Annotated in this window: 26 protein-coding genes and 2 tRNA genes; 9 read left to right on the forward strand and 19 right to left on the reverse strand. The window is 69.6% G+C overall.

The genetic code is table 11. The features are described 5' to 3' along the window. Window positions 1–541: 541 nt before the first annotated feature. Both ACVCAG_RS26175 and ACVCAG_RS26180 read left to right on the forward strand, forming a co-directional pair. On the forward strand, window positions 542–952 hold the full coding sequence (locus tag ACVCAG_RS26175; RefSeq protein ID WP_440085460.1) for a hypothetical protein: 411 nt from the start codon (window positions 542–544) through the stop codon (window positions 950–952). Window positions 953–1005: 53 nt separating this feature from the next. Further along, on the forward strand, window positions 1006–1239 hold the full coding sequence (locus ACVCAG_RS26180) for a hypothetical protein (protein ID WP_440085461.1): 234 nt from the start codon (window positions 1006–1008) through the stop codon (window positions 1237–1239). 129 nt (window positions 1240–1368) lie between these two features. On the opposite strand, the gene ACVCAG_RS26185 is transcribed toward ACVCAG_RS26180, so the two are convergent. From ACVCAG_RS26185 to ACVCAG_RS26215, 7 genes are all read right to left on the reverse strand, one after another. Next, window positions 1369–1797: a PH domain-containing protein gene (locus ACVCAG_RS26185; protein ID WP_440085462.1), complete on the reverse strand. Its 429-nt coding sequence runs from the start codon at window positions 1795–1797 to the stop codon at window positions 1369–1371. A gap of 138 nt (window positions 1798–1935) precedes the next feature. Next, window positions 1936–2012 (reverse strand) — tRNA-Met (locus ACVCAG_RS26190). A gap of 610 nt (window positions 2013–2622) precedes the next feature. Continuing rightward, a tRNA-Met gene (locus ACVCAG_RS26195) sits at window positions 2623–2696 on the reverse strand. Between the two features lie 74 nt (window positions 2697–2770). After that, the gene (locus ACVCAG_RS26200) at window positions 2771–5716 is read right to left on the reverse strand and encodes a UPF0182 family protein (RefSeq protein WP_440085463.1); all 2946 of its coding nucleotides are present in this window, start codon (window positions 5714–5716) and stop codon (window positions 2771–2773) included. 279 nt (window positions 5717–5995) lie between these two features. After that, entirely contained in the window at window positions 5996–7042 is a 1047-nt protein-coding gene (locus ACVCAG_RS26205) for a PDZ domain-containing protein (protein WP_440085464.1), read from the reverse strand. Window positions 7043–7125: 83 nt separating this feature from the next. Further along, window positions 7126–7551 (reverse strand): molybdenum cofactor biosynthesis protein MoaE, encoded by a 426-nt coding sequence (locus ACVCAG_RS26210; protein WP_440085465.1) that lies wholly within the window; start codon window positions 7549–7551, stop codon window positions 7126–7128. Window positions 7552–7742: 191 nt separating this feature from the next. Further along, window positions 7743–8816 carry an NAD-dependent epimerase/dehydratase family protein gene (locus ACVCAG_RS26215; RefSeq protein WP_440085644.1) on the reverse strand — a complete coding sequence of 358 codons (1074 nt, stop codon included), beginning with the start codon at window positions 8814–8816 and terminating at the stop codon, window positions 7743–7745. A 130-nt stretch (window positions 8817–8946) separates the two neighbouring features. Here ACVCAG_RS26215 and ACVCAG_RS26220 point away from each other — a divergent pair, with 130 nt between their 5' ends. The 3 genes from ACVCAG_RS26220 to ACVCAG_RS26230 all read left to right on the forward strand — a co-directional run bounded on the left by ACVCAG_RS26220 (window position 8947) and on the right by ACVCAG_RS26230 (window position 11922). Next, window positions 8947–10218, forward strand: a complete 1272-nt coding sequence (locus ACVCAG_RS26220) for a zinc-dependent metalloprotease (RefSeq protein WP_440085645.1) — start codon at window positions 8947–8949, stop codon at window positions 10216–10218. Beyond that, on the forward strand, window positions 10215–10760 hold the full coding sequence (locus tag ACVCAG_RS26225; RefSeq protein ID WP_440085466.1) for an NUDIX domain-containing protein: 546 nt from the start codon (window positions 10215–10217) through the stop codon (window positions 10758–10760). The genes ACVCAG_RS26220 and ACVCAG_RS26225 overlap by 4 nt, the downstream gene beginning before the upstream one ends. Window positions 10761–10920: 160 nt before the next feature. Next, window positions 10921–11922 (forward strand): endonuclease/exonuclease/phosphatase family protein, encoded by a 1002-nt coding sequence (locus ACVCAG_RS26230; RefSeq protein ID WP_440085467.1) that lies wholly within the window; start codon window positions 10921–10923, stop codon window positions 11920–11922. A 67-nt stretch (window positions 11923–11989) separates the two neighbouring features. Here ACVCAG_RS26230 and ACVCAG_RS26235 read toward each other — a convergent pair whose 3' ends face one another. The 3 genes from ACVCAG_RS26235 to ACVCAG_RS26245 form a co-directional block, all read right to left on the reverse strand. Continuing rightward, window positions 11990–12571, reverse strand: a complete 582-nt coding sequence (locus ACVCAG_RS26235) for a DUF2064 domain-containing protein (RefSeq protein ID WP_440085468.1) — start codon at window positions 12569–12571, stop codon at window positions 11990–11992. Between the two features lie 14 nt (window positions 12572–12585). After that, the gene (locus ACVCAG_RS26240) at window positions 12586–13101 is read right to left on the reverse strand and encodes a M48 metallopeptidase family protein (RefSeq protein ID WP_329085638.1); all 516 of its coding nucleotides are present in this window, start codon (window positions 13099–13101) and stop codon (window positions 12586–12588) included. A gap of 141 nt (window positions 13102–13242) precedes the next feature. Continuing rightward, the gene (locus ACVCAG_RS26245) at window positions 13243–14028 is read right to left on the reverse strand and encodes an enoyl-CoA hydratase-related protein (RefSeq protein WP_440085469.1); all 786 of its coding nucleotides are present in this window, start codon (window positions 14026–14028) and stop codon (window positions 13243–13245) included. A gap of 449 nt (window positions 14029–14477) precedes the next feature. Between ACVCAG_RS26245 and ACVCAG_RS26250 the strand changes: the two genes are divergently transcribed. Together ACVCAG_RS26250 and ACVCAG_RS26255 are read left to right on the forward strand one after the other, a co-directional pair. Further along, on the forward strand, window positions 14478–15578 hold the full coding sequence (locus tag ACVCAG_RS26250; protein WP_440085470.1) for a ThiF family adenylyltransferase: 1101 nt from the start codon (window positions 14478–14480) through the stop codon (window positions 15576–15578). Between the two features lie 63 nt (window positions 15579–15641). After that, window positions 15642–16979, forward strand: a complete 1338-nt coding sequence (locus ACVCAG_RS26255; protein ID WP_440085471.1) for an AarF/UbiB family protein — start codon at window positions 15642–15644, stop codon at window positions 16977–16979. A gap of 441 nt (window positions 16980–17420) precedes the next feature. Here ACVCAG_RS26255 and ACVCAG_RS26260 read toward each other — a convergent pair whose 3' ends face one another. The 5 genes from ACVCAG_RS26260 to ACVCAG_RS26280 form a co-directional block, all read right to left on the reverse strand. Then, window positions 17421–17615, reverse strand: a complete 195-nt coding sequence (locus ACVCAG_RS26260) for a hypothetical protein (protein ID WP_440085472.1) — start codon at window positions 17613–17615, stop codon at window positions 17421–17423. Between the two features lie 132 nt (window positions 17616–17747). Continuing rightward, on the reverse strand, window positions 17748–18017 hold the full coding sequence (locus tag ACVCAG_RS26265) for a WhiB family transcriptional regulator (RefSeq protein WP_329085648.1): 270 nt from the start codon (window positions 18015–18017) through the stop codon (window positions 17748–17750). A 128-nt stretch (window positions 18018–18145) separates the two neighbouring features. Continuing rightward, window positions 18146–18430: a hypothetical protein gene (locus ACVCAG_RS26270; RefSeq protein ID WP_440085473.1), complete on the reverse strand. Its 285-nt coding sequence runs from the start codon at window positions 18428–18430 to the stop codon at window positions 18146–18148. A gap of 130 nt (window positions 18431–18560) precedes the next feature. Beyond that, window positions 18561–19427 (reverse strand): acyl-CoA thioesterase II, encoded by an 867-nt coding sequence (gene tesB / locus ACVCAG_RS26275; RefSeq protein WP_440085474.1) that lies wholly within the window; start codon window positions 19425–19427, stop codon window positions 18561–18563. Then, window positions 19424–21496 (reverse strand): UvrD-helicase domain-containing protein, encoded by a 2073-nt coding sequence (locus ACVCAG_RS26280; protein WP_440085475.1) that lies wholly within the window; start codon window positions 21494–21496, stop codon window positions 19424–19426. Before ACVCAG_RS26280 ends, tesB begins: the two co-directional genes overlap by 4 nt. Window positions 21497–21686: 190 nt before the next feature. Here ACVCAG_RS26280 and ACVCAG_RS26285 point away from each other — a divergent pair, with 190 nt between their 5' ends. Both ACVCAG_RS26285 and ACVCAG_RS26290 read left to right on the forward strand, forming a co-directional pair. Continuing rightward, the gene (locus tag ACVCAG_RS26285; RefSeq protein WP_440085476.1) at window positions 21687–22919 is read left to right on the forward strand and encodes an alpha/beta hydrolase fold domain-containing protein; all 1233 of its coding nucleotides are present in this window, start codon (window positions 21687–21689) and stop codon (window positions 22917–22919) included. A gap of 78 nt (window positions 22920–22997) precedes the next feature. Continuing rightward, on the forward strand, window positions 22998–23252 hold the full coding sequence (locus ACVCAG_RS26290; protein ID WP_440085477.1) for a glutaredoxin domain-containing protein: 255 nt from the start codon (window positions 22998–23000) through the stop codon (window positions 23250–23252). A gap of 147 nt (window positions 23253–23399) precedes the next feature. Here the strand turns inward: ACVCAG_RS26290 and nudC are convergent, their stop codons facing one another. From nudC to ACVCAG_RS26310, 4 genes are all read right to left on the reverse strand, one after another. Then, window positions 23400–24377, reverse strand: coding sequence for an NAD(+) diphosphatase (gene nudC, locus ACVCAG_RS26295; protein WP_447190469.1), 978 nt, complete (start codon window positions 24375–24377; stop codon window positions 23400–23402). A 325-nt stretch (window positions 24378–24702) separates the two neighbouring features. Beyond that, window positions 24703–25302 carry a class F sortase gene (locus tag ACVCAG_RS26300; RefSeq protein ID WP_440085479.1) on the reverse strand — a complete coding sequence of 200 codons (600 nt, stop codon included), beginning with the start codon at window positions 25300–25302 and terminating at the stop codon, window positions 24703–24705. 2 nt (window positions 25303–25304) lie between these two features. Further along, window positions 25305–26021 (reverse strand): hypothetical protein, encoded by a 717-nt coding sequence (locus ACVCAG_RS26305; protein WP_440085480.1) that lies wholly within the window; start codon window positions 26019–26021, stop codon window positions 25305–25307. 96 nt (window positions 26022–26117) lie between these two features. After that, on the reverse strand, window positions 26118–26780 hold the full coding sequence (locus ACVCAG_RS26310) for a response regulator transcription factor (RefSeq protein ID WP_362837064.1): 663 nt from the start codon (window positions 26778–26780) through the stop codon (window positions 26118–26120). Window positions 26781–26851: the final 71 nt, after the last annotated feature.

Genomic DNA, 26851 nt, shown 5'->3' on the forward strand with positions numbered 1-26851 from the left:
GCTTCATGCACTGGCTTTTAACACACTGTTGAGTTCTCAAGAAACGGACGCGTACACCATCACCCTGACCCGACCAAGTGGTCCGGCAGAACTCCGGGGCGTTCCATTTCGTGTCACTATCTTATCAGGAGTGTCGGTTTCGTGTCAAACTGTCGGATTTCCGACGCTCGACTCGAACCCGCCGAACCCGCTAGGATTGCGACTGCCCCGTTTCCAGGGCAACCCCTCTAACTTACTCCAACATCCGGTGGTTGTCCAATCGTGCGGACACGCCCGATTTGCCGGGATCAGAGAGGGTTTTGCTGGGCAATTCGTCCGCCCCAGGAGGTTTAAACCTGGGACTTCGTTGCCCTGCGGAAAGAACACTACCAGGACTCTCACGTCACAGAGACAACTTGCCAACCATCCCGGAGACTCACGCGTCCCAAACAGTCATAGGAAGTCGAAGCGCGCAACCAGACGTCAAGCCATTCGCAATCGACTCTGGATACGAAGTAGGCGCGAGGGTCAGGATCCTGACTCCGCCGTGGAGGTGAGCACCATGACCCGCTCGGAGTTCGACGACATCCGCGCGCACATCGACGCGGAGGCCGACCATCCAGGTGACCTACTGAGGGTTGCCAGGTCTCTGCTGAACGACCTTGAAGACGCACGCATGAGGGAGGCGACCCTCCGCGCCTACTATCTGCGTCTCCTCACCGCGGCTCGGGCGACGGTCGCCGCGGAGGCGGCCGGCTATCCGGAGCCGTTGACCTTCCTCACCGACGAGCTCGCCAAGCGTGGCCAGCTCCCGACATCCGAGGACGAGGTGAACCGGATCCTCGCCGACGCCCATACCGCGGCGGCGTTGCTGGCCTGTCTCGAGGAGACCCCTCTCGGAGCCGCCCCGATGGGCACCGGCGGGTCTCGCGCGCGGAGGTGTGCCGGCACCAGCCGTAGCCTCCCACGATGAGGCGTTCCGCGTCATTGACCTGGCCTTGAACCAAGATCTGTAAGACTCCAGGCATGTTGCAGCGAGGGCTGAATTGGGCTGCGGCGACCCTCGTGGGCGTCTTCGGCTTTGTCTGGACCGGTGTAGTGATGTTCGCGGCCGTCGAGACCTCGGCGTGGACCTGGATCGGGCAGGTCTCCTTCGGGACCTTCCTCACCTGCTGGGCTCTCTACAAGGCGAGTCTGCTGGTACGCCGTACCAAGCCCAGTTTCGTCCCGAGACATCGCCGGGTGAGGGTCAGAGCCTGACGAACGTCATCGCGGGCCGAGCCCGGCAGCCGCCGACCGGTGCCGGGTCCCGGCCCGTGGCGGTGCCCCGAAGGCATGGCCGGGATCGCCCCGCGAGCCGGGTCCTTCGGCCGGCGGAGCCCGGAGAGGCTACGAACCCGTCCGGAACGAGCGGAGCTCGTCGGCCACCTCCCGGCACGGCGCCCCCAGATCGAACCGGCTGAGGAGGTGGATGCTCTCCCCCGTGTCGATCTCCAGGAGTTCCGTGCGCGAGGTGAAGCGGGTCCGCGTGTCCACCCGGATGCGCTCGACGGATCTCCACGGCACCCGTTCGGATCCGGCGAAGCCCTTCACCACGACAAGGCCCTCACCATCGGCGGTCAGCCGTACCGGAGCGAGGACGTCGCGCACCGCCAGGACCACCAGGACCGCGGACGCGACACCCGCCAGGATCGCGCCTCGGAGGTCGCCGAGGGTCAACACCGTGAGCACCGCGAAGACGAGCGCGGCGAGGATCTTCATGATGAGGAGATCGCGGCGCACGCGCCAGCGCAGGACGGGTTCGGACGTTTCGGCCACAGCGGCACGCTACCTCTCGGACTCGGCATCTTTCGAAGTACCTCTCGCCCACCACGCTTACGACGGTGTGATGCCCGCGGGTTCCGGTTGCCGGAAATGCGAAAGGCCCTGATCTCTGAGAGATCAGGGCCTTTCGATTGGTAGCGGGGACAGGATTTGAACCTGCGACCTCTGGGTTATGAGCCCAGCGAGCTACCGAACTGCTCCACCCCGCGTCGGTGTGTGTTTGAACAATATCCGGAATCCCCCTCCGGCTGCAAATCGGTGCGGGAACGCGGAGTGGCGTACCCCGCGCCGTCCCGTCCGCGAGGGCTCGGGCCGCGGGGTGATCGCCCAGGTCAACATGGCCACGGGTGAGGGCGATGAGCCCGGGGCCACCGGCACGTGAATGACGGTGATGTCCGCGCAACCGGTCATCGACCGCACGAAGCCACCGGGCACGAAGTCCACCGATGAAGAGGGCGTGGCCGGCCAGAGCCGCGACCGGGGCGCCAGAGCACCACCGCGGTCACCAACCGGATGAGTCCGAGCAGGTGGACCGGCAGGACACCCGCGCCGTGCAGGCTCAGGGCCTCCGTGGCGCCGCCGGGGCAGCGCCTGGCGGTCCGGGGTCTTGCGGGGCGGCGACAAGCGCTGCGGCCCCGGGTAGGGCCCTCATGGATCCGCATACCCGCTGTGCAGGAGCGTTTCGCGAGATACGTATCGGTCTCTGCCGGAAGCGGGTTTTTGGCAGAGGGCCTTTTGAGGGAAAAGCCGGTCTTTCCCGGAAGGAGCGGCAACACAAAGGCCCCGGTCGCCGTTTCCGGCGACCGGGGCCTTCTCTTGTAGCGGGGACAGGATTTGAACCTGCGACCTCTGGGTTATGAGCCCAGCGAGCTACCGAGCTGCTCCACCCCGCGTCGGTGTATGTCTTAACCATACCCGGCTTTGGTGGTGGACGCGAATCGAATGGCGCTGGGCCCTCGGGTGGCTCCTAGGGACTCGGTGCGGGCGTCGGTGTGACCGACGGGACCGGTGTGGCGGACGGTGTCGCCGACGGCGCCGAGGTTCCCGACGGCGAGGGCGACGGAGTGGGAGTAGCGCCCGTCGCTTCGGTGCCCTTCAGCTTCGACAGCGCCGCCTGGAGCTCCTTCTGGGCGTTGCCGTAGTCGGTCCAGTTCGGCGGGTTGGCCTGCAGGGCCTTCTGCGCCTTGTCGTACGCCGCCTGTGCCTCGTCGATCGCCTGGGCCAGCGCGGAGGCGGGCTTGGCCTCCTCGGGCTTGGCCTCGCCGGGCTTGGCCTCCTCCTGTGGCGCCGCCTGGGTGCCACCGCCGAAGACCTGCTCCAGTGCGCCCTTGAGCGTGTCGGCCGAACCGACCTTGCTGCCGTAGGCCACCAGGACGCGGCGGAGGATCGGGTACGGCTCCTGGCCGGAGGCGGCCGCGATCTCCACGTAGACCGGTTCGACGTAGACCAGGCCGTCGGCGAACGGCAGGGTCAGCAGGTTGCCGTAGCGGACCTTCGCCTGGCCGAGTCCGAGCAGGTTGAGCTCGCCGGAGAACTTGTTCTGGAAGTTGTTCTGTACCTGACCGGGCCCGGGGATCGTGGTGTTGGACGGCATGCGCAGGATGCGCAGCTTCCCGTAGTCGGCTCCCGGGGTGGCGTCCACGGCCATGAACGCGGCCAGGTTGGGCCCCTGGCGCGGCACGAACGTGGTGGTCAGCGAGAACGACGGCGCCGCGGTCTTCGGCATCTTGACCGACAGGTAGTACGGCGGCTGCTTGATGTCGCGCTCGCCCGACGACGGGTCGTTCGGGACGTTCCAGAAGTCCTGGCCGCTGTAGAAGGCGTTCGGGTCGGAGATGTGGTACTGGGAGAGCACGTCACGCTGGACCTTGAACAGCGCCTCCGGGTAGCGGAGGTGCTGCCTGAGCTCGGTCGACATCTCCGTCTGCGGCTTGATGACGCCGGGGAAGGCCTTGCGCCAGGTCTGCAGGATGGGGTCCTTCTCGTCCCAGGCGTACAGGCTGACGGTGCCGTCGTAGGCGTCCACCACGGCCTTCACCGAGTTGCGCATGTAGTTGATCTGGTCGCGCGGCTGCGGGACCACCAGGCGCGGGTCGGTGATGGTGTCGCGCGTCATCGCCTCCAGGCTCTTGCTCTGGGAGTACGGGTAGGCGTTGGACGTGGTGTACGCGTCGGCGAGCCAGACCACCCTGCCGCCGACGATGGCCGGGTAGGGGTTGTCGTCCAGGCTCAGGAACGGCGCCACCTTGGCGATCCGCGCCTGCGGGTTGCGCTCGTAGAGGATCTTGGAGTTCGCGTTGACGTCACCGGACAGCAGCAGGTTGATCTCGCCGTACTTGGCGGCGTAGAGCATCCGGTTGAGGAAGGACCCGACCGGGACCCCGCCCTTGCCGTCGTAGGTGGTGTTCTTCTGGCCGGTGCCGCCGCTCTCGGGATAGTCGAGCTCCTGCTTCTGCTGGCCGGTGCCGCCGACGACGACGTACTCGGTCGAGCCGGGCGCCTCGCCGAAGTAGATCCGCGACTCCTTGAGCTTCGTCCGGTCCACCAGGGCACCGGTGACCGGCATGTCCTTGGCGTCGAAGTTGGGCAGGCCCTCGGAGTCGACCTCGTTGCCGGGCGCGGCCACGAAACCGTTGCCGTGGGTGTAGACGAGGTGCCGGTTGATCCAGTTGTTCTGCTCCGCCGGCGGTCCGGTGAGCTCTCGCACGGCCACGACGGTGTCGCGCATCGTGCCGTTGGCGTCGGGGTAGCGGTCGACGTCGAGCGGCTCGTGGAAGTCGTAGTAACCGCGGATCCGCTGCTTCTGCTGGTAGGTCTTGGCGACCAGGCTCGGGTCGAGCAGGCGCACGCCGGAGATGGAGCTGTCGGCGGTGACGCTGACCTTGCTCGGGTCGCCCTGAGCCGTGTAGTCGATCACCTCGGCGTCGTTGACGCCGTAGGCTTTTCGGGTCGCGTCGATGTTGCGCTTGATGTACTCCTGCTCCTTGCCCTGCTGGTTCGGCTTGACCTGGAACTGCTCGACCAGGGCCGGGTAGACGCCGCCGATCAGGATGGCCGAGAGCACCAGGAGCCCGAAGCCGACACCGGGCAGCATTCCGCCGGATCGCACGACCCCGGCGAAGAACAGAACCGCGCAGATCAGGGCGATGACCGCCAGGATGCTCTTGGCGGGAAGCACCGCGTTGACGTCGGTGTACGAGGCGCCGTGCCGGAATCCCCGGTCGGAGAAGACCAGCCCGTACCGGTCGACCCAGTAGGCGATCGCCTTCAGCAGCACGAAGACGCCGAGCAGCACCGACAGATGCGCCCGGGCGCCGCGCGAGGCGTGCACGCCGGGTGACTGGAGGCGGAACCCGCCGTACAGGTAGTGCACGATCGCCGCCAGCAGGGCGGAGAGCACCACCGCGACGAACAGGAAGTTCAGCACCATCCGGATGAACGGATAGGTGAACATGAAGAAGGAGATGTCGATCTTGAACTGCGGGTCGACCTCGCCGAACGGCGTCGCGTTGACGAATTCCAGCCAGGTCTTCCACTGACCGGAGAAGGACGATCCCGAGAACAGGCCGAGCACCGCCACGCCGATCAGGAAGATCAGCTTGCGGTGCGGGTCGAGGGCCATCCGGTACCGGTCGGCGCCGCTGGCGCCGCCGAACATCCCCGGGCCGAACATCGGCCGCATCCGGTACGCCATCAGCATGTTGCCGCCGACGATGCCCACCATCAGCAGCGCGCCGACGATGAAGAGCAGGATCTGCGTGACGACCACGCCGGAGAAGACGGCCGTGTAGTCGACCGAGTCGTACCAGAGGTAATCAGTGAAAATGCTGGCGAAGAGGAAGAACAACGCGACTATCGCGACCAGCGCGATCGCGACGGGAACTAGCAGTCGTGGCCGGCGGGGCAAGCGCATTGCCCTGCCGGCTCCGGGGGTCCGGAAGCTCAAGGCCAACCCCTTGTCGTAAGAGCACGGTCCGTGTCTGGCAACCTACACCGGCGGGAGTTGGGTCGCGTTCAGCCTTTCGGGCACGGTCCGGCCACAACGCCCGCTGGTCTCGGGTCCACAGGTCCAACGTACGAGAGGCGCGATGAGTGCCCCGCGACGAGGCCCGGGACCGGAAAACCTGATCTTTTTCGTGGATCGGGCGTGGCGTCCCGCTTTTCCGGCTTCTCCTCCCGCCCGGTTACGGGATCAGCCGGCCGGGCAGCTCGGCACGGAACCCGAGCCGGTGCGGAGCGCGTCGACCGCCTGGACGGCCTCGTGCAGGGTCGAGACCTTGACCAGCCTGAGGCCGGCCGGGATCGCCTTGACCGCCTCGGCGCAGTTTTCCGCGGGAGTGAGGAAGACCGTCGCCCCCGCCTTCCTGGCGCCGACCATCTTCTGCTGGATGCCTCCGATCGGGCCGACCCCGCCCTCCGCGGTGATCGTCCCGGTCCCGGCGATGGACCTGCCGCCGGTCAGCGCCCCGGGGGTGAGCTTGTCGAGGATGCCCAGGGAGAACATCATCCCCGCGCTCGGCCCGCCGACGTCACCGACGTTGATCTTGACCTGGAAGGGGAACTTGTAGCCGACCCGCATGGTGATGCCCACGATGGGGTTGCCGTCCCTGCCCGCGGCGGTCGGGACGGCGATGGTCACGCTCTGGGCGCCCCGGTTGACGACGAAACTGACCTGCTCGCCCGGCTTGTGCCTGCGGACGGAGGCGGAGACGGTCTCGCGGTCGGACACGGGCGTGCCGTCCACCGAGACGATCTCGTCGCCGACCTTGAACTTCCCGTCGGCCGGCAGGCCCTTCTCGGTGGAGGCCACGGTCACGACCGAGCTGTAGGGGATCTTCAACTCCGTCAGCGCCGCCGCGGTCGCGTCGTCCTGGGAGTTGGTCATCTCCTGGGTGTTCTGCTGCTCGACCTCCTTCGCGGTGGTCGTCGGAGGGAAGATCGTCTCCTCGGGCACGACCGCGATGGTGGGATCGATCCATCCCCTGAGCGCGCTGAAAAGGTCGATCCTGGTGCCGGGCCCGCCCTGGTAGGCGACGGTGACGAGGCTGAGCTTGCCTTCCGTCGGATACGTCTGGTGTCCCTCGACGCTGATCACCGGCTTGCCGTCGACGTCGCCGATCGTGTTCTCGGTCGGCCCGGGGCTCAGCACGACGTACGGCACCGGCAGCACGGCGCCGACCAGCGCGAGCATGAGCGTGAGGAAGCCCGCCACCATGAGGGTCAGCGCTCGTCGGGACATGGACAAAGCCTATGCCGTACGACAGGTCATGAAACCGCACCCGGACGCCGCCGCGCCGACGGCCGCGCACCCGCCGGCCGGGCTCACTCGCAGGCCCCGACCCACTCGGAGGAGCCGTCGGTGAAAAGCTGGTTCTTCCAGATGGGGACCTGGCTCTTGAGGTCGTCGATCAGCCTGCGGGAGGCCTCGAACGCCTCGCCCCGGTGTGGCGCGGCGACCGCCACGACGACCGCGATGTCGCCGAGTTCCAGGTCGCCGACCCGGTGGACGGCGGCCAGGGCGGTCACGGGGAAATCCTTGGCGATCTTCTCGGCCACCCGGCGGAGCTCGTCCACGGCGCTCGGGTGCGCCGAGTAGGACAGGCTCGTGACCGGCTTTCCGTGATCCTGCTCGCGTACCGTGCCGACGAAGACGGTCGTGCCGCCCGCGGCGTGGTCGCCGACGGCGGCGAGCACCTCGTCGACGGAGAGCGCGCTGTCGCGAATATCGAGCAACCGGATGACATCCACGCCGCAAAGCGTACCGCCCGGGAAAAACGGCCTTCGGCCGCGCACCCTCTCGGGGGCGGGCACCCGGGTCACCCTGCCTCGTCGCCCTCCATGCCTCCTGTGGACGATGCGAGCCCCTACAAACCCGCATGGTTCATGCGAACTCATACGAACCGGTACGCCAATCGCGGAACGTTCGCCCCGCGCGAACGTCAGGGGCGGCGCTTCTTGCGGGCGGCGCGGACGATCGCCGCGGTGCCGAGGACGGCGACGGTGGCGCCGGCCGCGGTGAGCGTGGCCTCCTTGCCGGACAGGCGGCGGCCCACGACGGCGTGCTTGCCCTCACGCAACTCCAGGAGTTGCTCGAAGGCGGCCTCGTTGCTCCACTGGGGTTTCCATCCGGCCTCGCGCAGCGCGACGCAGTCGACCACCCAGGGGTAGACGACGTAGTGCAGGTCGGTGGCCGGGGCCGGGGTGACGCCGAGGCGGTGCAGGCGCTGGGCGGTCCCGAAGGTCAGCCCGGCGGGCAGCTCCAGCCGTCGCAGCCCGGAGATCTCCTCCACCTGTTCCTGCTCCAGCCAGCCGTCGCCGCCGACGGCCACCACCCCCGAGACCGTGCCCAGCGCCGCCATCTCAAGAGCCGAGACGAGATCGTCCATATGGCAGAACTGCCAGCGGGGGCTGCAGCCCTTGACGGTCAGCAGCCTGGGCGCCTCGAAGTGCCGGGTCACCACGCTGTCGACGCCGGGACCGACCACCGCGGCGGGCCGGACCACGGTCACGTCGAGACCCGGATGGCTGCGCAGGGAGCGCCGGGCCAGCGCCTCGATCTCCAGGTGGTCGCCGACCATGCCCGTGTCGGGCTCGGCGGCGACCGCCGATCCCTCCGGCAGCGGGACGGGGTTCTCGGGAACGGCGCCGTACACCATGGCGCTGGTGACCAGCACGACCCGCCGCACCCGTGCGGCGGCGCTGGCGGTGAGCACCGTCTGGGCCGCTCGCAGATTGTAGGCGCGCCGCTCCGCCGGGTTGACGTCGAGCGCGTAGTCGGCGGCCAGATGCACGAGCACGTCAATATCAGATATGCGGTTCGCCAAGAGCGGATCTCGGACATCGAGGACCCGCCAGGTGACGTCGGGGACATCGCCACGCTGCTCGTCGATGGCCACGACCCTGCGGAAATCCGCAGACGAGGCGACCTTCGCGAGGAAGGCACGGCCTAGGCCCGAGGCGGCGCCGGTGACGGCGACGACGGGGGGCCGGGAGCGTTTCGAGGTAGGCACCAGGTCCTCACTTTGCACTGACCCGCCATGCGACGGATAACGTGGCGGATGTGGACTCCTCCATCCTGCACGAGGTAGAGCGGTGACTGACTTGCCAGGTCGGGAAAACGACCCCAACGAGAATCCGTTCGCCATGTTCGGCAACCCGGAGCAGATCGCAGCGGCAATGCGCCAGTTCGCCGACATGCTCTCCGCTCCGCCGACCTCAGGTCCCGTCAACTGGGACATGGCGAAGAACATCGCACGGCACGTCGTGGTCGCCGAGGGCGATCCAAGTGTCATGGAGGGCGAGCGGCGCCAGATCGTCGACGCCCTGAATCTGGCCGATCTGTGGCTCAACGAGGCCACCTCCCTACCGAGCGGGGTGAGCAACCCCCAGGCGTGGAGCCGTTCCGAGTGGATCGAGAAGACCGTCCCGGTCTGGCAGAAGCTCTGTGACCCGATCGCCGCCCGCATGGTCGAGACCATGAGCGGCACGCTCGGCGCCACCGGTCTGCCTCCGGAGGCACAGGCCATGGCCGGGCCGCTGATGGGGATGATGAAGCAGATGGGCGGCATGATGGTCGGCCAGCAGATCGGCCAGGCCGTCGGCTCGCTCGCCCTCGAAGTGATCGGCTCCACCGACATCGGCCTGCCGCTGTCGGACAACGCCGCCCTGCTGCCCGGCGGCGTCGCGGCGTTCAGCCAGGGTCTGGAGACTCCCGCCGAGGAGATCCGCCTCTACCTCGCCCTGCGCGAGGCGGCCCACCACCGGCTGTTCCAGCACGTGCCGTGGCTGCGCGCGCACCTGCTCGGAGCCGTGGAGGAGTACGCCAAGGGCATCACGGTGGACGCCTCCGCGCTGGAGGAGCAGCTCCGCGGGCTCGACATCAACAACCCCGAGCAGCTCCAGCAGGCGCTGAGCGGCGGCAACCTGCTCAAGCCCGAGGAGACCGAGCGGCAGAAGGCCGCCCTGTCCCGGCTGGAGACCATGCTCGCCCTGGTCGAGGGCTGGGTCGGCACCGTCGTGGACGGCGCCGCGGACGGCAAGCTCCCCTCGGCGACCGCGCTGTCGGAGACCGTACGGCGCCGCAGGGCGACCGGCGGCCCCGCCGAGCAGACCTTCGCCACGCTCGTCGGCCTCGAACTCAGGCCCCGCCGCCTGCGCGAGGCCGCCGCCCTGTGGCAGGCCCTGGAGGCCGACCGGGGTGTCGACGGCCGCGACGCGGTCTGGAACCACCCCGACCTGATGCCCACCGCCGACGACCTCGACAACCCCGACAGGTTCGTACGGGGCGAGCCCGAGCTCGACCTGTCGTCCCTGGAGGAGACCCCGCGGCAGGAGCCTCCGGCCGCCCCGGGCCAGGACGGCGACGACGACGGGAAGGGCCGCAAGGACGACGGCGGCCGGGACGGCGGCGTGTGAGCCTGCGCGCCGACGCGAAGGAGGTGCTCACGGGGTGGACCGCGCCCACGGCCGACGAGGAGATCCTTCGCAAGGAGTTCCTGGAGCACCTCCACGCCAATGACGACGCGATGTGGCGCGAGTGCGTCCCCGGCCACCTGACGGCCACGACCGCGGTGCTCTCCCACGACGGCGAGCGGGTGCTGCTGACGCTGCACCCCAAGGCCGGGATGTGGCTGCCCATGGGAGGGCACTGCGAGCGCGGCGACGCCTCCCTGGAGGCGGTGGCGCTGCGTGAGGCCACCGAGGAGTCCGGCATCCCGGGCCTGCGGCTGCTGCCGGGCCCGCTCGCGCTCGACCGGCACCTGGTCTGGTGCCACCCGCCGCACAGCAGCCACCTCGACGTCGAGTACGGCGCCGTCGCCCCCGCCGGCGTGGAGGCCGTGATCAGCGCCGAGTCGCTCGACCTGCGCTGGTTCCCGGTGGAGGAGATCCCCGAGCTCTCCGACGAGGCGACGCGTCGCCTGGCCCGCCGCGCCCGCGAGGTTCTGCGCTCCACGTGACCGGACGCTCGGCCTCGCACGGCTCGGCGACCGGTTCCGGGCCGTCCTGGGCATGCCCCGAGGGCGTTGGACCGTTTTACGCGTGTCTCACCTTTCCCCGGATATCTTCGTCCTCATCAGGCTGTACGGAGCGGATCGGGGCACTGTGAGTGTGGACATCGTGGCTGACAGGGGCGTCGAAGGCGCCGGGGGCACGGTCGTGCCGCCGGCGCGGCGCCGCCGCTGGAGGATTCCCAGAAGCCTCGCCTGGGCCGCGGTGACCCCGTTCGCCGCCTGGGCGGTGGCCCGGGTGGCCGGGCTCGAACGCGACTCGCTGACCACCCAGCTCATGACCGGTACCCCGTACGTGGCCGCGGCCTCGCTCGTGCCGGTGCTGCTGTCCGCGCTGGCCCGCAACCGGACGGTGACGGCCGTGGCGCTGGTCACCGCCGCGGCGCTCGGCCTCAGCGTGCTTCCCAGGGCCTTGAGCTCCGGGGAGCCCGTGACGGGGACGCCCCTGCGGGTGCTGACGCTCAACACGCTGTTCGGGCACGCCGAACCCGGCGCCGTGATGGATCTGGTCCGGCGGCTGGACCCGGATGTGCTCAGCACCCAGGAGCTGACACCGGGGATGGTCGAGAAGCTGGAGGCGGCCGGGCTGGAGAAGATCATGCCGTACCAGGTGCTGGAGCCGGAGTGGAGCGCCGGGGGCAGCGGTCTGTACGCGCGGTATCCGCTGACCCCCAGGAAGAACCTGTTCGAGGCGATCGGGCACAACATGCCCGCCGCGCTGATGACCGTGCCCGGCGCCAGGCCCGTCGAGATCGTCGACGTGCATCCCTTCCCGCCGCTGGGCAGGCAGGTGTACGACTGGACGGCGGCGCTGGACGCGCTGCCCTCCGCCGCGCCCGACACGATCCGCATCCTCGCCGGCGACTTCAACGCCAGCCTCGACCACGCGGCCATGCGCCGTTTTCTGAGCCGCGGCTATCTGGACGCGGCCGACAGCGCCGGGGAGGGTCTCACCCCCACGTGGCCGGTCAACAAGCGCGTCCCCGCGCTGATCACGATCGACCACGTCGTGGTGGACCGGCGGGTGGGAGTGAACACGGTCAGCGTGCACACCGTTCCCGGCACCGACCACCGGGCCGTCTTCGCCGACCTGCGCCTGCCCCCACCCTGACGGGCACCCGGTCTCGAGGACCCGGACGGCCGGGGACGGGCGGCCGGGCGCTCGATCACCCGAGACCTCAGGGCGAGAGCAGCGCCCGTGTGTTGTCCCAGCCTTCCAGGCCCGGGTCGAGGAGGCGGATGTCGCCGGGGGTGCGCAGGCGGTGCCAGCCCGGGCCCCTCGCGACCATGCGGCTGCCGGGCGCGGAGGCGCGGAGCGTCTTGATCGGATCGAGGTCGTCGAAGCCCACCGCGGCCCAGTCCGGATAGGGCAGATGGGCGGCCAGCGCGACCGTGCCGCCCCCCGCGTCCGGGCAGACGGCGATCCTGGCCCTGCCGAGCTCGCGGAAGAGCTTGCCGATGAGCAGCGGGGGCAGGTCGGGCGCGTCGGCGCTCAGCAGGACCGCCTGCTCGCCGTACGGCAGGGCCGCGAAGGCCGCCTCGACCAGGGCGCTGCCGGAAAGATCGGGGATCTCGACGACCGGGGTGCCCGGCCAAACGATCTCCTCCATGCCCGGGACGCTCGTCACCACGACGGGAGAGACGAAGTCCAGGCCGGCGACGAGCTCGTAGGCGTCTTCGGCGACGGCGGTGAGGAAGTCGGTGGCGTCGACTCCCGGGGGAGCCGCGTCCGCCGCGGAGGGCGTGACGAGAACGGCCACCACTCGATCTTCTGTCAACATTCCTCCGCGGAACCGTGTGCCGCCGTGGAGAATCCCTCCAGGAAGCCCCGCGCCCGCTCGGCCTTGGGATAGCGTTCCACAAGCGCCCAGAAGCGCGAGCCGTGACTCGGCACCAGCAGGTGGACGAGCTCATGCATGATCACGTAGTCGACCACCCACGACGGCATGCCCCGCAGCCGCGTGGAGATCCTGATGGTGCCGTGATCAGGGGTGCACGAGCCCCAGCGGTGCTGCTGGTTCTCCACCCAGCGCACGCTCGACGGCTTCGCCTCCCCACCCAGATAGCGGGCCGACAGATCGACGGCCCGATCGAGCAGATCGTCGTCGGAGGGACGTCTGCGCTGCTCCTTGGCCGCCAGGCGATCGAGCATACGGCGCACCCATTGTTCCTCATCGGTGCTACTCAGACCGGCGGGGAGGAGCACGATCGTTTTCTCGCCGTCGCGGTACGCAGAAACCGTCCGCCGGCGGCGAGAACTGCGGCGGACCTCGACTGTCTCGGGGGGCACATATGAACGGTAGCCGAGAATGGCGAATTCACACCAGGGGGTAGAACACGTTCCCGCTGGTCAATCCCCGTTCGTCGATTGTTCAACACGGGTGATCAACTATGACCGTGACTTATCTAATTAACCTGGATATCAGCCGTCTCATGCGTTGCCGAATCGCGGAGCCCGTCGTTCTCTCTGGGCCGCCAGCCCTTCAAGCATGTCGTCGGAGATCATCGTGACCGGCTGGGCAAGAGATTCCCAGCGCAGCGCGGCGTCGAGGTCGGCGTGCCCGCCACCCGCCAGGGCGATCTTGGTGAGCCGGGTGGCGGCCGGCGCGCCGGCCGCCGTGCGCGACGCGATCCCCATCACCTCGGCCATCAGCGACTCGCGGGGAAACGCCCTGGTCACCAACCCCGCGGGTGCCGCCTCCGCGCCCGTCATCGTCCGTCCCGTGAGCAACATCTCCCGGGCCACGCCCACCCCCGCGACCCTGGGCAGCAGGTAGGTCGCCGCCATGCCGGGGTGCAGGCCGAGCGAGGTGAAGGGGACGAGCAGCTTGGCCTCCTCGGCGGCGTAGACCAGGTCGCAGGCGAGGGCGAGGCACAGTCCCGCTCCGACGGCCGAGCCGTTGACGGCGGCGATGGTCGGTACCTCCAGGTCGGCGATAGCCAGCCAGGTCCGGTAGAAACCGAGCATCCGCTCGCGCAGTGCGGGCACTCCCTCGGCGGCCCGCTCGGCGAGCCAGGACAGGTCTCCTCCGGAGCAGAACGCGTTTCCCGCCCCGGTGACGACGACGCACCGGAGGTCGCGGTCCGCCGCGAGATCGGCGACGGCCAGCCGCCACCGGGCGGTCATTCCGTCGGTCATCGCGTTGCGCCGATCGGGGCGGTTCAGAGTGAGCACCGCGACGCCGTCGTCACGCCGGTCGACCAAGAGCTCGTCCATGCCGGGGAGCGTAACCCACCCTCTCCCGCCCACCACCTCCCGGGACCGCCTGCCCTCCGCCTGCCCCGCAGGCTCCCTGGCCCGCCACCGTCGTCCCCCTCCTTCACGTCGCCCTCGAAACCATCTGCCCGTCTCCCCTGCCGTTTCCCGTCCCGGAAGGCGAGACGGATTTCCCGCCCCGGTGAGCGGAACGGACACCCCTCGTCCGGGAGAGGCGGAAATCCACACGTCCCCGAGACGGGCGTATCCCCGGGACGGAGGGAACGGAAGGCTCATTTCTGATTAATCCCAGGGGCGGGTTGTCCACAGGACGGGAGTTATCCACAGGCGCGGGAAAAGGCGTCCGGGACCGTGTGGGGCCATGCCACGCTGGCACACCCAGCCACCCCCGGCCTGCTCGTCCCCCGCTCACCGGTCATCCGCAGGCCGCCCCGAGGAAAGGTTCTCCGATGCGACCACGTCTGAAGCCCGCTCTGCGCCGCGTCGCCCGTGACGGGCGCACCCTGCAGTTCGGGCTGCATCCCCGCCACGCGGTGGTGCTGACCGATCTCGAACCCGAGGTCCGCCGCTGGGTGGAGAGCCTCGACGGCGTACGGGATCTCGCGGGCGTGCTGGCCGGCGCCGCCGAGGCGGGTCTCGGTGAGGAGCGCGGCCGGACCCTGCTCGACCTGCTGGTCAGCCGTGGCGTGGTGGACGACGCGGGTGCGGGTCCAGGTCCGCTGCGCACGCTCGCGATGGCCGAGCGTGATCGGCTCCAGCCGGATCTCGACGCGCTCTCCCTCACTCCGGGCACGATCGACGGTGGGCTCGCCGCGCTGGAGCGCCGGCGAGAGGCCCAGGTGCGGGTCTACGGCGCGGGCCGGGTGGGCGCGCAGGTCGTCGGCCTGCTCGCAGCCTCCGGGGTCGGCCGGATCTGCGTCATCGATCCCGGTACGGCTCGGCGACGGGATGTCGTCCCCGGTGGCCTCGGCTGGACGGAGGTGGGGATGAGCAGGCAGGACGGCGCGGTCGCGGTGGCCAAGAGGCTGGCGCCCGGTCTCACGGCCTGGACCGGCGACGGGGCGGCCCAGCTGGCCGACGGGGCCAGGCCTCCGGACCTGGCGGTGCTCGCACCGGTGGTGCCGCTGGACGGTCTCCTGGTCAGGGAGCTCGTCGAGTGGGAGATTCCGCATCTGCTGGTCACCGCCTTCGAGGGCTCCGGGTCGGTCGGCCCTCTGGTGCTGCCCGGACGGAGCACGTGTCTGCACTGCCTGGATCTGACCCGACGGGATCGTGACCCCGGATGGCCCGTCGTCAGTGCCCGGCTGGGCGGCTTCCCCGCGGGAGAAATCGCGTGTGGCACGGCGCTGTCGACGCTGGTGGCGGCGTCGGCGGCAGGTCACGCACTCGCTGTGATCGACGGCCGTGAACCCGCTGTGACAAACAGCACAATGGAAATATTGCCAGATTTGAGCTGGAAGAGGCGATCCTGGAGTGTTCATCCTCAATGTCGTTGCTTCCGAAACGAGTTGGGTTCGCTAACAATGGTCGCGTCGGCTACCTGCCGCTGACGGACACACAGCGAAGGGAGGGAGCGGCGTCTCGCTGTACCAGTGGACGCGCCGCCAACCAAGGTGAGTGACCTTCCGCGCCGCGCCGTTGCGCGCTCCGCCAAGCTGGCGGCCCTGCCGATCGGGTTCGCCGGCCGCACCGCTCTCGGTCTCGGAAAACGGATCGGGGGAAAGTCCGCCGAGATCGTCGCCCAGGAAATCCAGGAACGCACCGCCGAGCAGATCTTCAAGGTTCTCGGAGAGCTCAAGGGTGGGGCGATGAAGCTCGGCCAGGCTCTGTCCATCTTCGAGGCGGCACTGCCCGCCGAGATCGCCGGCCCGTACCGCGCCACCCTGACCAAACTCCAGGACGCGGCCCCGCCGCTCCCGGCGGCGACCGTGCACAAGGTCCTCGTCGAGCAGCTGGGCGACGACTGGCGGGAGAACTTCCTGTCGTTCGACGACAGGCCGGCCGCCGCCGCGTCGATCGGGCAGGTGCACAAGGCGGTCTGGCACGACGGCCGGACGGTCGCGGTCAAGATCCAGTATCCGGGGGCGGGCAAGGCTCTGCTCTCCGACTTCACCCAGCTGTCCCGGCTCGGCAAGCTCTTCGGGGTGCTGCTGCCCGGCCTCGACATCAAGGCCGTCCTGAGCGAGTTGCGCGAGCGGGTGGTCGAGGAGCTCGACTACCTTCGCGAGGCCGAGGCCCAGCACGCCTTCGCCCTGGAGTACAAGGACGACCCCGACTTCCTGATCCCGGACGTGATCGCCGCCAACGAGCAGGTGCTCGTCTCCGAATGGGTCGACGGCACCCCACTGTCGCGGATCATCACCGACGGCACCCAGGAGGAGCGCGACCGGGCCGGACTCCAGCTCGTCCGTTTCCTGTTCTCCTCGCCCGCGCGGTTGGGCATGCTCCACGCCGACCCCCATCCGGGCAACTTCCGGATCGTCGAGGACGGCCGGATGTGCGTGCTCGACTTCGGCGCGGTCAACCGGATGCCCGACGGATACCCATCGGTCTTCGGAAAACTGACCCGCATCTTCAACAACGGCGACATGTCGACCGTGGTGCAGGGCCTGCGTGACGAGGGCTTCATCCAGCCGCACATCGAGATCGACCCCGAAGCCCTGCGGGCGTTCCTGGCTCCCTACGTCGAGCCGACCGCCGTGGAGGAGTTCTCGTTCAGCAGGGAGTGGCTCCAGCGGCAGGCCGCCACGGCCACCGACCTGCGTCCCGGCAACGTGGTGCGCCAGCTCAACCTGCCCGCCTCGTACGTCCTCATCCACCGCGTGCACGCGGCGGGGGTCGGCGTCCTCTGCCAGCTCGGCGCCACCGCCCGCTTCCGTGAGGAGGTCATCCGCTGGGTCCCCGGATTCACCGACGAGGATTCGGGAGAACCCACCCTCACCAGCGCCTGAGGGATATTTCCTTCCCCGGGCGCCCCTCGACCCCCTCGGCGCCCGGCGACATTCCCCCGCCGTCCCTCACCGTCCTTCGGCGACATTCCCCCGCCGTCCCCCGCCGTCCTTCGGCGCCCCCGCCGTCCCTGTCCGCGATGCCCCGCGGCGTTCGGCGACATCCCATGCCGCCTCTCGGTGTCCTTCGGAGTCCTTGGGTGTCCCGCGACATCCCCCGGCATCCCTGCCCCGCGATGCTCCACGACGTCCGGCGGCGTCCCGTGGCATGGCGGGCCTGGCGAGACGTCTGAGGGGTGACCCGCCGGAGCGGGTCACCCCTCGTTCGTCCGTCTCGCCTTTCTCGTCCGTCTCGTTCTTCGATCCGTCTCGCGTGCGACCACGTGCGTCTTTCGTGCGTTCTCCACACGTCGCCGCCGGTTCTTACCGAACAGACACGACAGATCAGACGAGGCGCAGGATCGCGCTCCGCAGGCGCGCCGAGGCACGCTCCGCGTCGCGCTTCGCGCGCTGGAGGCGCTGAAGGCCGGCGGCCCTGCGATGCTCCTCCGCCTCGCGGTGAAGGGTCCGTATTCGGTCACGGACCAGTTCTTCTTGCATAGACGACAGGTCGAGGCCTCTGGCGGTGAAGTAGCTCATCGGGATGGTCCTTTCGGAAACGCCCGGCTCGTAATGGCTCGGGTTCTCGGTGGTTCAGGTTCTCGGTGGTTCGGTGGTGTGCGGTTCTCGGTGGTTCATGGTGCTTGGCGGTCCGGGCAGCGACCGGATCGTTCAGGCAGCGACCGGGTTCTTGCGGGGACGCCCGCGCGGACGCTTCCGGGGGACGATCGCCCCCCGCAGGACGAGCTCGCCGCCCCAGACGCCCCACGGCTCCTCGCGCTCCAGCGCGCGGGCCAGGCAGGCCTCACGGATCGGGCAGCCTCCGCAGAGCGCCTTGGCGAACTCCACGTCCTCCGGAGACTCGGCGAACCACAGGTCGGGGTCGGTACGACAGGGGATTGTGGCTTCGTCGATCAGGTCCATGACCGTCTGGGCCCCCATCTGCTTCACCTCTCAGCTAGGTGTTGATCTTCGATTACCTCTTGGGGTGGGGGTCAGGAATGACGCGGACAAACAAGAAGGCCGCGGATCCTGGGTGCGGATCCGCGGCCTGAAGGCTTTTTCCTCGGTCAGGTTATGACCGGAGGATGCCCCCAGGGTTGCGGACCGCGCAGTCCACCGTTTCCGATGTGCTTGGTCGTTGCTGCGTAGCTGTCGCCCACTCGGTTACGAGCAGCCGGAACATCCGTCGCCGGGAAGGCGATCGGAGCGAACCAACGGCCGGTCTCGACCTGAAGATGGGCAGGATTGGCCTGCTGAACCAGAGCTGCCGCGCCGGCGGCGAGGATGATCTGGCTGTCACAAGACAGAACGGTGTTACGGCGCGCGGAAGTGAGCCCCATCTGGGACGACATCAGAATGTTCCTCACAGCGGACTCACCTCCATTCGTGGATCGTCGGACAGTAGCGTCCGACTTGCTTGACCATGACCCTAAACCCCGGCCCCAGGAGGGGGCAACATATTTTCTACCTGCGACTTTGCGACTATCTCACGCGGATCATCGCCTCCTGCACTACCGACACGGCCAGTTCTCCGGACCGGGTGAACATCTCTCCCTTGGCGAGCCCTCTCGCCGCCCCCGACCAGGGCGACTCCTGGGCGTAGAGCATCCACTCGTCCACGCGGAAAGGGCGGTGGAACCACATCGCGTGGTCCAGCGAGGCACCGGAGAGGTTGGACGCGCCCCATGCCAGGCCGTGGGTCAGCAGCACGGTGTCGACCAGGGTGAAATCGGAGGCGTAGGCGGCGAGCACCACGTGCAGCAGCGGATCGTCGGGCAGTTCCGCGTCGTAGCGGAACCACACGTCGGTGTTTGAACCGCGCAGCTCCGGGTCGCGGTAGGCCTCCCAGGTGAGGGGCGTCACGTAGCGGGCGTCCACCGGCCTCGGCCTGGACACCCACTCGCGCAGTGGCGAATCCGTCCCCACGGCCTGGAGCATCCGATCCTGGAAGAGCGGCAGGCCCTCGGGATCGGCCACCTGGGGCATCGTGACCGCCTGGTGCTCGACACCGGTCTCCGTCACGTGGAAGGAGGCCGACATCGTGAATATCGCCTTGCCGTGCTGGACGGCCACCACCCGCCGGGTGGTGAAGGACCGGCCGTCGCGGACCCGCTCGACGTTGTAGACGATCGGGATGGCCGGGTCGCCGGGACGGATGAAGTAGGCGTGCAGCGAGTGGACGTTGCGGTCGTCGGGCACCGTCCGTCCCGCGGCGACCAGTGCCTGGGCGGCCACCTGGCCACCGAAGACACGCTGGATGCGCTCCTCCGGACTACGCCCTCTGAAGATGTCGAGCTCGATCTGCTCCAGGTCGAGCAGGTCCAGGAGCTCCTTTAACGCCTCGTTCACGCGCCCTCCGTCCGGTTCGCAGCGATACGGCACAGTTCGAGCACCGCCTCGCCATAACGATCCAGTTTGACGCGTCCGATTCCGGTGATCGCCAGCAGGTCCTGTTCCGAGAGCGGCGCCCGTTCGGCGATGGCCTGGAGGGTGACGTCGGTGAAGATCGCCCACTGGGGGATCTTCTCGTGCTTCGCCACTCCCGTACGCCAGGACTTGAGCGACTCGAGCAGCGACTCGTCGTAGTCGGCGGGACAGCCGGCGCACCTGCCGAGCTTCTGTTCGGCGGCGGCGGCCAGGGTCTTGCCGCAGACCCGGCAGCTGATCGGAGCGGCGACCTGACGGCGATCGGCCGCCGCGGCCGGGGCGGCGGCGCGGCTTTTCTGCGCGGAGCGGCCGGTGAGCCCGTCCAGGAAGCGGGAGGGTTTGCGGGAACGCCGCCCGCCGGGCGAGCGCGCCAGCGCCCACGACAGCCTCAGGTGGGCGCGGGCGCGGGTGACGCCGACGTACAGGAGGCGGCGTTCCTCCTCGATCTGGTCGAGCGTCTCGGCGTAGATGATCGGCAGCATGCCCTCGGTGACGCCGACGAGGAAGACCGCGTCCCACTCCAGACCCTTGGCGGCGTGCAGCGAGGCCAGGGTGACGCCCTCGACCGGCGGCGCGTGCTGCTCCCCGGCCCGGCGCTCCAGCTCGGCGACGAAGGCGGGCAGGTCGGCGCCGGTGGCGGCGAGGTCCTCGGCGAGGTCGGCCAGGGCCTTCAGCGACTCCCACTTCTCCCGGGCCTTGCCACCGCCGGGTGCCTCGGGGGTGAGCCCGATGCCGGACAGGATGTGGTGCACGGTCGAGACGAGCGTGTCGCCGGGTTCGGCCGAGCGGGCGGCACCGCGCAGCAGCACGACCGCCTGGCGGACCTCGGGGCGCTCGAAGAAGCGGTCGGCGCCGCGCAGCACGTACGGCAGGCCGGCCTTGGCGAAGGCCTGCTCGTACGCCTCGGACTGGGCGTTGACCCGGAACAGCACGGCGATCTCGCGGGTCGGCACGCCGCCACCGACGAGCTTCTTCACCGCCCGCGCCACGCCCTCCGCCTCGGCGGTCTCGTCGTCGTACTCGGTGAAGACCGGTTCGGGGCCGTCCGGGCGCTGGGCGATCAGGGCGAGCTTGTGCGGGGTCCGCGCCCTGTCGAGCACCCGGTTGGCCAGGGAGACGACCTGGGGGGTGGAGCGGTAGTCGCGGACCAACTTGATCACGGTGGCGTTGGGGTGCTCGACCGAGAAGCCGGTCAGGTAGCGGGGGGTGGCGCCGGTGAAGGAGTAGATCGTCTGGTTGGGGTCGCCGACCACGCACAGGTCGTCGCGCCCGCCGAGCCAGGTGTCGAGCAGCAGCTTCTGCAGCGGGTTGACGTCCTGGTACTCGTCGACCACGAAGTAGCGGTACTGCTGGCGAATCTGGGAGGCCACCTCGCGGTGCTCGGTCATCACGGCCGCGGTGAGCTCCAGGATGGTCTCGAAGTCGACCAGGTGCCGCTCGCGGCGGAGGTTCTCGTAGGCCTCGTAGAGCCGGAAGACCTCCTCGGGGGGCACGGGCGAGGTGCGGCCCGCCTTCCTGGCGGCCTCCGCGTAGTCCTCGGGGGCGATCTGGGTGACCTTGGCCCATTCGATCTCGGAGGCGATGTCGCGCAGTTCGGAGCGGTCCTGGTTCTTGCGCAGGGAGCGGCAGGCGTCGATCAGCAGCGGCAGCTTCGACTCGATCACCCTGGGCGGGTCGCCGCCGATGACGCGCGGCCAGAAGTAGGTGAGCTGGCGCAGCGCGGCGGCGTGGAAGGTGCGCGCCTGCACGCCCGGCGTGCCGAGCTGCCGCAGCCGCTGCCTGAGCTCACCGGCCGCGCGTGTGGTGAACGTCACCGCCAGCACGCCCTGGGCGTCGACCACCCCGCTGTGGACCGCGTGCGCGATGCGGTGGGTGATGGCGCGGGTCTTGCCCGTCCCGGCTCCGGCGAGGACGCAGACCGGCCCCCGGACGGCTTCGGCCACCTCACGCTGCTCGGGATCCAGTGCCGCCAGAACGTCGTCGGGCCCCACGGAGCCTCCTTACACGCAGTCGAACACACGCGGTCGAACGGACCGGGCGGCAACATCCTCCCAGTCACCGGCCAAGCATCAGTCATTCTGGCAACTTGCCGCCGTCAACCTATGTGGTTCGTCGAGATGCACAAAGCGGGCTTTTTACTCCACAATGGGGGCCGAACGATTCCGGGGAAGGAAGAGGCCCGTGCGAACTGGGGTAACCGTGGGTGCGCTCGCCCTGGCGGCGGCGATGATCGGACCCGCGGTGGTGTACACGACCGCGCATGCCCACGTGCTCTCGACTCCAGCCCAGCCCAGCGGTACGCCCAGCCCGGCGAAGGCCGGCGCCGGAGGGACCACCGACACGGCCAGGACCGGTACGGCGAGGTCCGGAGCGGACAGGGCGGACACCGGCACGTACGGCACGGCGAGGGCCAGCGTGAGGGTGGCCAGCGTGGGGGTGGCCGGTGTCAGCAGGACCGGTGCCGGCAGGACCTCTGCGGACGCGGCCGAGACCAGGGCCGCCGGAGCCGACGCGACCGAGGCCGGGAAGGTCGGCGCGGGGAAGACCGGTACCTCGAAGAGCGGCACGGGAAGGGCCCGCGAGGGCAACCCGACACCCCCTCCGGTGGCGGAGCCCGACCCGTTGACCCAGGGCACCGTCGTCAACACCGTCACGTACGGCCCGCACGTTCGCCAGCGCATGGACGTCTGGTACCAGACCGACGAGCTGAAGCGGCCCGGCGTCTTCCTGATCCACGGCGGCTGGTGGTCGTCGGGTGACAAGAAGTACATGACCGAGATAAGCCGGAGCTACGCCGAGCAGGGCTACGTCGTCTTCAACATCAACTACCGCCTCTCCACCGACGCCTCCTGGCCGGCCCAGCGCACCGACACCCTCGACGCGATCGCCACCGCGCGGCGGCACGCGGCGCTGTGGTCCTTCGACCCGAACAACTACGTGATCGTCGGCTTCTCCGCCGGAGGCCATCTGGCCGGTGCGGCGGGCACCTACAAGAGCCGCCTGTCCGGTCTGCGCGGTGTGGTCGGCATCTCCCCGGTGATCTCCCCGCTCACGGCGTACACCGAGGGCGCCGACACCTTCGACCTGGAGAAGCGCAAGCTGCGCGAGTCGGCCATCAAGCTCGCCGGAGGCTGTGAGCCCACCGGCAAGTGCGCCCGGGTATGGGCGAGCATGGAGGTCCCGTGGCACGCGAGCCGCGGTGACGCGCCCATGCTGGTCGTGCACTCGGAGGACGAGTTCGTGTCGCCGGAGCACGGCAAGCAGCTCAAGGAGCACCTGCGCCAGGTCGGCGTGCCGGTGACGATCGTCACCGAGCCCGGCATCGAGCACAGCGCGCCTCTTTACCGGCTGCCCGGCGTGGCGGAGCGGGTTCAGCAGTGGGTCGCGGAGAAGCTGCTCTCACCGGGAAGATGAACGGCTCATCGGGAAGATGAACGGCCCTCGCTTTGTTGCCAATGGCGCCGGACATCACATGAGGGGATTTCTCACGACATGGCGCTGACTGTGTACACCACAACCTGGTGCGGCCCCTGCAAGCGACTGAAGAGCCAGCTCAGTCGCGAGGGGATCTCCTACAACGAGGTCGACATCGAGAGCAACCCGGACGCCGCCACGTTCGTCATGAGCGTCAACAACGGCAACCAGGTCGTACCCACCGTCGTGGTCGACTCCCCCACCGGCCGGATCGTCAGGACCAACCCCTCGGTGATCGAACTCAAGCGCATCCTGGCGGGCGCGAGCGTGTAGCCGCTCCCCCGCGACACCCGAGCCCCGGTTCCGCCTCCACGGACACCGGGGCTCCCGTCTGCCGGGACGGCCTCCACCCGGACGGCCCCGCCCAGGACGGCTGGTCGGCTGCCGGTCGGTGATGAGGCCTCCCCGCGGCGGGCGGGGTCACCAGTCGCCGGTCAGCGGTTCGCCGTACCAGGTCTCGATGAGCCTGCGGGCGATCGACACCTCGGACGGCAGGCGCACCTCGCCGCTCTCCGTCGCGGCCCGCAGCTCGGCGCGGCTGAACCAGTGAGCCTCGGCGATCTCCTCGGGGTCGAGGACGAACTCCGTCGACGTGGCCCGCGCGAAGAAGCCGAGCATCAGGCTGCGCGGGAACGGCCAGGGCTGGCTGCCCATGTAGCGCGGCTCGGCGACGCGCACACCGACCTCCTCGGCCACCTCGCGCGCCACGGCGTGCTCCAGCGACTCGCCCGGCTCGACGAACCCGGCCAGCACCGACAGCCGCCCCTCCGGCCACTGCGGCCCCCTGGCCAGCAGGCACCTGTCATCGTCGTCGTGGATCAGCATGATCACCGCGGGGTCGACCCGGGGGAAGTGCTGGCTGCCGTCCTTGGGGCAGACGCGCACGTGCCCGCCCGCGCGCACCTCGGTGCCGCTCCCGCACCGGGGGCAGAACTCGTGGGTGGAGTGCCAGGCGTCCAGGGCGACCGCGTACACCAGCAGCCCGGCGTCCAGGTCGCCCAGCAACGACCCCACCTGGCGGAGCCCCGCGGTGAGGGTCTGGTCCTCCGCCAGCTCCGAGGGGGCCAGCGGGGAGACGATCCGGGTGAAGGAACCGTTGTGGACGCTGTCGGCCAGCGGCGCGGCCACGGCGAAGTAGGCGACGCCCTCGGCGTCGACACCGAGCAGGTAGCGCTCCCCCTCCGGCGCGTCGGCCGTGGACAGCAGGACCAGCTTGACCTCTCCGCCACTGCGCCGGACCAGCGCCTGCCCGTCGTCGACGACCACGACCCTGGTCGCGGTGTCCGCCCAGGTCCTTTCGAGCCATTCGGCGTCGCCGCGAAGCACCGCCGACCGGTCGATGGCACTGCGCGCGAGCAGCAGCGGCCCCAACAGTCCTTCTTGCGCCGTGATCTCCACGCTGTTCCGCCTCCCCAACCGAGTGCACATACTATGCCGCCGGACGGGACCCTCTCCGCCCTTCCCGGCGTACGGGCGGGAGCGGGCGGTACGCGTTCCAGCACATCACCGGCTTTTCCCTCCTCCCTCTCCCCGTTCCCGCTTCCCCCGGTCCGGGGTTCCCCGGGCTCCCCCGGCTTTTTCCAGGCTCCTCCGGCACGAGCCGAGGTGCGACCGGGGACCCAGGGACGGGAACACGACGCAGGCGCGGGTACCGGGACCTCTCTCCCGATACCCGCGCCTCTCGTGGCACGCTCCACCCGGCTGCCCCCGGGGCGCCGAGCCGTCAGCTCGCGAACACGATCACGTTGTCACGGTAGCTGCGCCGCTCGCGGTCGAAGGTCCCGCCGCAGGTGATGAGCCTCAGCTCGGCTCCCTTGGCGGAGCCGTAGACCTGCCTGTCGGGGATCCGGCTCTTCGGGAAGCGGGCCAGGCGCCGGACGGTGAACGTCACCGTGCTTCCGTCGGCCCTGTCGACGTGGACGCGGTGTCCCGGACGGAGCTTCCCGAGCCGGTGGAAGACAGCGGGTCCCGTTCTGGAGTCCACGTGCCCGGCGATGACCGCCGCACCGGCCTCGCCGGGCTCGGGACCGGCCTTGTTCCAGCCCACCCTGTCGAAGCGCACCGGAGCGACCAGCTTGTTCCTCGCGTCCAGCTTCAGCGCGATCACCGCGGTGGAGACCCCGATCGCCGGGACGCGGAGCCGCACCGGGTCGGCGACCTCACCCCTGGCCGGAGGTCGTACGACCTGGGCGGCGGTGAAGACCGTGGAAGCCGTGGAGGCTGTAGGGGCGCTGTGCGCGGCGACCTCGGTGGAGCACGCGGTCATGGCCACGAGGGCGGAGAGAGTGGAGAGAGCCGCCACGAGGGCACCGGGAGTCCGCACGGTCAGCTCCCCGAGGTGGATCGGCGGCTGAACCAGAAGCCGCCGCCCGCCAGGAGCCCGGCACCGGCCAGTCCCGCCGGCACCCAGAGCGGCACGCCCTCCTTCTCGGCCGTCCCACCGAACCCGGTCTCCACCCCACCGGCCGGAGCACGGTCGTCGTCATCGTCATCGCGCGACGTACCGCCCTGGCCCGTGTCCACGCCACCGGCGGGCGCCCGGTCATCGTCGTCGTCATCGTCATCGCGCGACGTACCGCCCTGGCCCGTGTCCACGCCACCGGCGGGCGCCCGGTCATCGTCGTCGTCATCGTCATCGCGCGACGTACCGCCCTGGCCCGTGTCCACGCCACCGGCGGGCGCCCGGTCATCGTCGTCGTCGTCATCGTCATCGCGCGACGTGCTGCCCTGGCCGGTTTCCACGCCGCCCCGGGGGAGGTCGTCGTCCCGGTCGTCGGCGGGTCCGGCTCGCCGGTCGTCCTTGTCATCGCGGTCATCGCCGTCATCGCGGTCGTCGCGGTCGTCGTCACCGCCGTCGTCGTCATCACCACCTCTGTCGTCATCGTCATCGTCATCGTCGTCGTCCGCGACGTTGGCGACCGCCGTGGGCGGAACCGGGAACGCGGATGCCTGGGCCGCCGGGACACCGGCGAGGACGCCGGTGGTCCCGAGTCCGAGGGTGATCGCGATGGCGAGCAGGGTCCGCCGTAGTACCAGGCTCATCTGGCCCTCCTGAAAGTCGTTGCGCACCTTCTGTGCGGATGACTCCAGATTTCCGGTGGCCGGTGGACCCATCATGAGCACGGGATGAGAGGACTCTCACCGGACTCGCAGGCGGTAGCCGGACCCCCTGACGGTCTCGATCCGCTGGTTTCCCAGCTTGCGGCGCAGGTAGCGGACGTAGACGTCCACCACGTTCGAGCCGGGGTCGAAGTCGAACCCCCACACGTGGCTGAGCAGCTGCTGGCGGGTGAGAACCTGGTCGGGGTGGCGGCAGAAGATCTCCGCGAGGGCGAACTCGCGGGTGGACAGGTCGACGGAGCGCTCGCCCACGTGAGCCCGCCGGGTCCGCAGGTCCAGGGCGAGGTCACCGACGCGCAGGACGGTCGTCTCCGGGACGCGCTCCGGGCGCAGGCGGAGCCGTACCCGTGCCAGCAGTTCCTCGAAGGAGAAGGGCTTGGCGAGGTAGTCGTCGGCTCCGCCCTCAAGACCCGCGACGGTGTCGGCGACGCTGTCGCGGGCGGTGAGGATGATCACGGGGATGGTCGCCATCTCCTGCCGGAGCCGTCGCAGGACCGTGAAGCCGTCGCTCAGCGGAAGCCCGATGTCCAGGATCATCAGGTCGAAGCGACCGGCACGGGCGTACTCGTACGCCGCGACACCGTCCGCGACGACGGTGGTCGTGAACCCGTTGCCTCTCAGGCCCTTCTCCAGGAAGGACGCGATCCGGCCCTCGTCCTCGGCTATCAGGATGCGGTTCACCCTCGGTTCCTCCCTCGGGGGACTGTCACGGTCGCGCCTTCCACACCGTGCGGCGTGGAAGGACATCGGGG

Source organism: Streptosporangium sp. G12, from assembly GCF_052983175.1.